The 2,196-nt window shown below is 45.3% G+C and carries 3 protein-coding genes and 1 pseudogene; 2 read left to right on the plus strand and 2 right to left on the minus strand.

The genetic code is table 11. The features are described 5' to 3' along the window. Both fliN and Q0R17_RS05530 read right to left on the minus strand, forming a co-directional pair. The gene (gene fliN, locus Q0R17_RS05525; RefSeq protein WP_293932834.1) at positions 1-348 is read right to left on the minus strand and encodes a flagellar motor switch protein FliN; all 348 of its coding nucleotides are present in this window, start codon (positions 346-348) and stop codon (positions 1-3) included. 4 nt (positions 349-352) lie between these two features. Beyond that, entirely contained in the window at positions 353-1,168 is an 816-nt protein-coding gene (locus tag Q0R17_RS05530) for a FliM/FliN family flagellar motor switch protein (RefSeq protein WP_293932836.1), read from the minus strand. A 227-nt stretch (positions 1,169-1,395) separates the two neighbouring features. On the opposite strand from Q0R17_RS05530, the gene Q0R17_RS05535 reads away from it, so the two are divergent. Both Q0R17_RS05535 and Q0R17_RS05540 read left to right on the plus strand, forming a co-directional pair. Continuing rightward, positions 1,396-1,728, plus strand: coding sequence for a flagellar hook-basal body complex protein FliE (locus Q0R17_RS05535; protein ID WP_293932838.1), 333 nt, complete (start codon positions 1,396-1,398; stop codon positions 1,726-1,728). Between the two features lie 15 nt (positions 1,729-1,743). Beyond that, positions 1,744-2,196, plus strand: a pseudogene (locus tag Q0R17_RS05540) (flagellar M-ring protein FliF); the annotation flags it as partial.

Here is a 2,196-nt window from a genome sequence, read left to right on the forward strand (position 1 = left end):
TCATGAGGCCAGAGTTTGTAAATCGAGGTGATCTAATTCAACCACACGTAAGCCATAGCTTTCGCCGGTAATCACCACTTCGGCCTTGCCGATGGTGGTGCCATTTACCTTGATATCCAGCGGCTCACCCGCGAGTTTATTTAGCTCCAGCACTGAGCCGTATTCAATGGCTAATAGCTCGGCCAAGGAGATATCGCTTGCGCCCACTTCTAAAGTCAGCGTAACGGGTATTTTTCTTAAAAATGGGTTGAGGTCGCGCTTAGGCACCGCCACAGGGGCTGCGGCGGCTTCACCCGATTCCATTTCTTGCAATGCGTTTTCTAAATCAAAATCTTCATTCATATTCATGGGATTAATCTGCATCTTCAAATGAGGTCAGGCATAAAGCGCCGTTATTTTCGGCGACGCTGGCGGTAAATAATTTGCTTTTACCGATATAAACATTAGCCCGTGCTTGCAGGCTAATTGGCATGATTTCACCGACTTTTAATTTGAGTACATCGTCTAAAGTCAGGGCTTTTTCTGCCAAGTGCACATGGCATTTTATTTTTAATTGATCAAAAAAAGCGGTTTGGCTTTTGCTATTACTGCGTGGCTTGGCCACTTGCTTTAGCAGTAAATCAAATAATGCATGATTTAGAACTAGGCAAATGTTGCCTAATTGCTGATCGATCTGATCAACAATTTCAATGTCTATTTGCCATGCCGCATCAGTGTGCAAAACACTTGGGCTTGGGCTGATTTGGTTTTGATTTAAAAACGCTAAAAAAACGCCAGCTAATTTATTTGCCAAGCTACTTTTTAAGCGCAGCTCGGTACTGCTTGGCTCGCTGCTTAAATCTTGCTCAGTAATCGCCGTGGGTTTAGCTTTTGCGCCATAGCGGTAATCCAGTGTGCGCAGCAAAAAAGGGCGTGACATCTCTACTGCTAAATGGCCCACGCTTAAGTCTAGCCATTGCACGGGCGTGGCCTTGCTGGCGGATTGGCTGAGTTGGCTTACTCCAAGCATGGCGCGATAGGGGTGGTTGAATTCGCTTTTTAAAAATGTATTGACTTCATTTTTAAGCCGCTCGTTTAGCCCAGCTAAAAGATGCAGGGGGCGGCCTAGCGTGCTGTGATCCAACGTAATACTGTTTTTTTCGTGCAGAGCACGTTTTGCTTTTGCCATGGACGCGCTGCTTTTTTAGAACAAGGAAAGAACGGGGAAGAAAGATGAATTTGGCATTTCGCGCGCATTGTACTTTAGTATTAGAATTTTATGATATGTTCATGTAAGAAATTTGCAGGGTAAAAATTCACACAGCATCATGCCTATGTACTGCTGTTAGAATCCGCGCCCTGTAAGTAGTTTGTAAAAATAGCTGCGTTATTTTCTGGTCAATACTGGATGTTTATATGGTGAATGCAATCGCTTCGGCGTTGAAAACTGAGCAGACAAAGATGCTGGGTGAGATGGCGGCCATCTCTGGCAACAGCCAGTATTCGCCCGCAGAACATAGCCAAGGCAGTGGCGGATTTATGGCTATTATGGCCAATGCAGTCCGTAATGTAGATCAGCAGGAGCAGCAGGCAGCCAGCAAAATGGCCGATGTGGATAGTGGGGCTAGCAATGATCTAGTTGGCGCAATGCTGATGAGCCAAGAGGCGAGCTTGTCGTTTTCGATGATGACTCAGGTACGCAATAAGGTTATGGCTGCGGTCGACGATCTGATGAAGATGCCCTTATAAAGGCTGCAGGGAAATATGTTTGCACAATTAAAAATGGGATTTGATCGATTACGCAATACTGAGCGTAATAGCAATCCTTCATCATTTATAAAACTGGTATTACCAATTATTGCATTCGCCATTGCCATTAGCGTATTGCTGATGGTGTATCTATGGCACGACGATTCCAATTACAAACCGATATTTGGCAATACAGAAAAAATTGCCGCTGCCGATATGATGGCGGTGCTCGATGCGGAGCATATTAAATATCGTCTACATCCGCAAAGTGGCCAAGTATTAGTTGAAAATGGTGATTTAGGCCGTGTTCGCATGCTATTGGCGGCGAAAGGCGTGGTGGCTAAATTGCCAGCTGGTCTTGAATTGCTGGATAAAAATGATCCTCTCGGTGTGAGCCAATTTGTGCAGGATGTGCGCTTTCGCCGTGGGCTTGAGGGCGAATTAGTGCAGAGCATTATGGCATTAGAG

Source organism: Iodobacter sp., from assembly GCF_025352645.1.
Classification (GTDB): Bacteria; Pseudomonadota; Gammaproteobacteria; order Burkholderiales; family Chitinibacteraceae; genus Iodobacter.